This is a genomic window from Leptolyngbya sp. FACHB-36, assembly GCF_014695955.1.
In the GTDB taxonomy this organism is placed as follows: Bacteria; Cyanobacteriota; Cyanobacteriia; order Leptolyngbyales; family Leptolyngbyaceae; genus FACHB-36.
The window spans coordinates 1-1,773 of record NZ_JACJPG010000249.1 but is presented as its reverse complement, the minus strand read 5'-3'; the positions used below and the strand labels follow the sequence as shown (position 1 = coordinate 1,773).

Annotated in this window: 2 protein-coding genes; both read right to left on the bottom strand. The window is 52.0% G+C overall.

Annotated elements, in window-relative coordinates:
• Positions 1 to 726 (bottom strand): ATP-binding cassette domain-containing protein (locus H6F43_RS06095; RefSeq protein WP_190341683.1); only part of this gene is annotated, 726 nt, incomplete at its 3' end.
• A 132-nt stretch (positions 727 to 858) separates the two neighbouring features.
• Positions 859 to 1,773: BMP family ABC transporter substrate-binding protein (locus H6F43_RS06090; RefSeq protein WP_190341681.1), on the bottom strand; the 915-nt coding region annotated here is incomplete at its 5' end.

The following is a 1,773-nucleotide window of genomic DNA, read 5'->3' as shown; positions in this document are numbered from 1 at the left end:
AGGTTTCGAGGGCATTGCCAGCTCTCGCCCAAACATTAACTCTACTAGAGTTGCATCTGGGCACGGAATCGGCGAACTGCCGACGAGTTTACCGTGACGCAGCACCGAGACAGAATCGCACAGTTCATTCACGTCCTCCAGCTTGTGCGACACAAAGATCACCGACTTGCCCTGCCTCGCCAGCTTTTTCGCCGCCGCAAACAGTGCGTCTTTCTGGGAAGCAGAAATTCCGGTGGTCGGCTCGTCCAGAATCAGTGTGCTCACCCCCAACGACAATAGCCGCAGGATTTCTAGCTGCTGTCGTTCGCCCACGGTCAGGTTGCTGACCCGCTCGTGTACATCCAAGTCAAAATTAAACTGTTCCGCCAGTTGGCGAAACTCCTTCGCCGCCTGCCGATGGCTGGCAAACGCGCCACCAGATTTGCCAACCATAAAATTGTCCAGCACGCTCAGGGGTGGAAAATCCAGCGGGTCTTGATGCAGCATGCCGATGCCCTGCGCGATCGCGTCTGCCGGAGTTTTAATTTCCGCGGGGCGTCCGTCTAGAAGAACGGTGCCGCGATCGCGACTGATGAACCCGCTGAGAATCTTGACCAGCGTACTTTTGCCCGCGCCATTTTCACCTAGCAGACCCAGGATGCTCCCTGCTTCGATCGTCAGCGAAATATCTTCGTTCGCCTGAACGCTGCCGAAGCGCTTGGAGATGTTTTGCAGCTCGACTTTCATTAGAACCTAGTCATTAGTAATTGAGTTGTTCGTAATTAGCTCGGAAGCGCTGTAAAGCCGATCGAAATCGTGAGACCGTACCTTGAAACTGCTAGATGCCATTTAGCCCAACTCACTACTAATAACTAGCAGCTATTTACTCGGTCCCTCCATTCCCGCCAGCAGTTGAGGCAAATACCAGACCTGTTGATCGGTTGCAGCTTCACCTGCTTTCACGTAGTCAGTGCCGTCTTGGAGCTTGAGCGGACCTTTGTACAAATTGATGCTGCCATCGCCCAATCCTTTGATGAACTGGTCAAGCAGCGGCTTCTTGTCGCCTAGCGCATTGCCGGGAAGAAAGCCAATCATTGAAGCTGGGCCGTTGATGTCTTTCCAATCTGGTCCTAGCCAAACGAATTTGCTAGGCGTTTTGCCGTCCCGTAACTGCTTGATTGCATCGGTATAGGGAAGTGCCCAGTTGTAGTAGGGCACGCCAATGCAAATGTCGGGTGCTAGATTGCAGCCAGTCTTCAAGTCGTAGTGAACGTATTTGATCTTTTTGCCTGCTTCTGCTGCTTTCTTGCCTTGCACGGCGGCTTCCGGCGTATCAATACCGCTCATTAATACGTTGTAACCACCGTTGTAGAAGTCATCAGCGACTTTCGTTGGGTCGAGGGTTTTACCGGGAATGTTGAACCAGAAACCGATCCACGTGACTTTAAATTCCAAATCTTCTGGTTTCTTCTTGAGGTAGTTTTCCCAGCAGTAACGAGCACCAAGGAAGGCAGCAGAGCTATAGCGACGGGTTTCATCGTTGATCAAGGGACCGAGGTAACCGATTTTGCCGTTGTCTGAATTCAGAGCTGCGGCGCATCCAGCGATCATTTTGCCGAACTCCATCCGACCCATAATGTTGACTAAGTTGGGCTGGTTCTTGAAGTTCTTGCCTTCTGGCCAAGAGTAGTCGCCGGAAGCGTGGATGATGGGAACCTCGGGATGCTTCTTTGCGGCTTCTAGAGCATCATCTTTGAAGTCGTCGGAGTTAAAGATGATCAGCTTGGCTCCTTT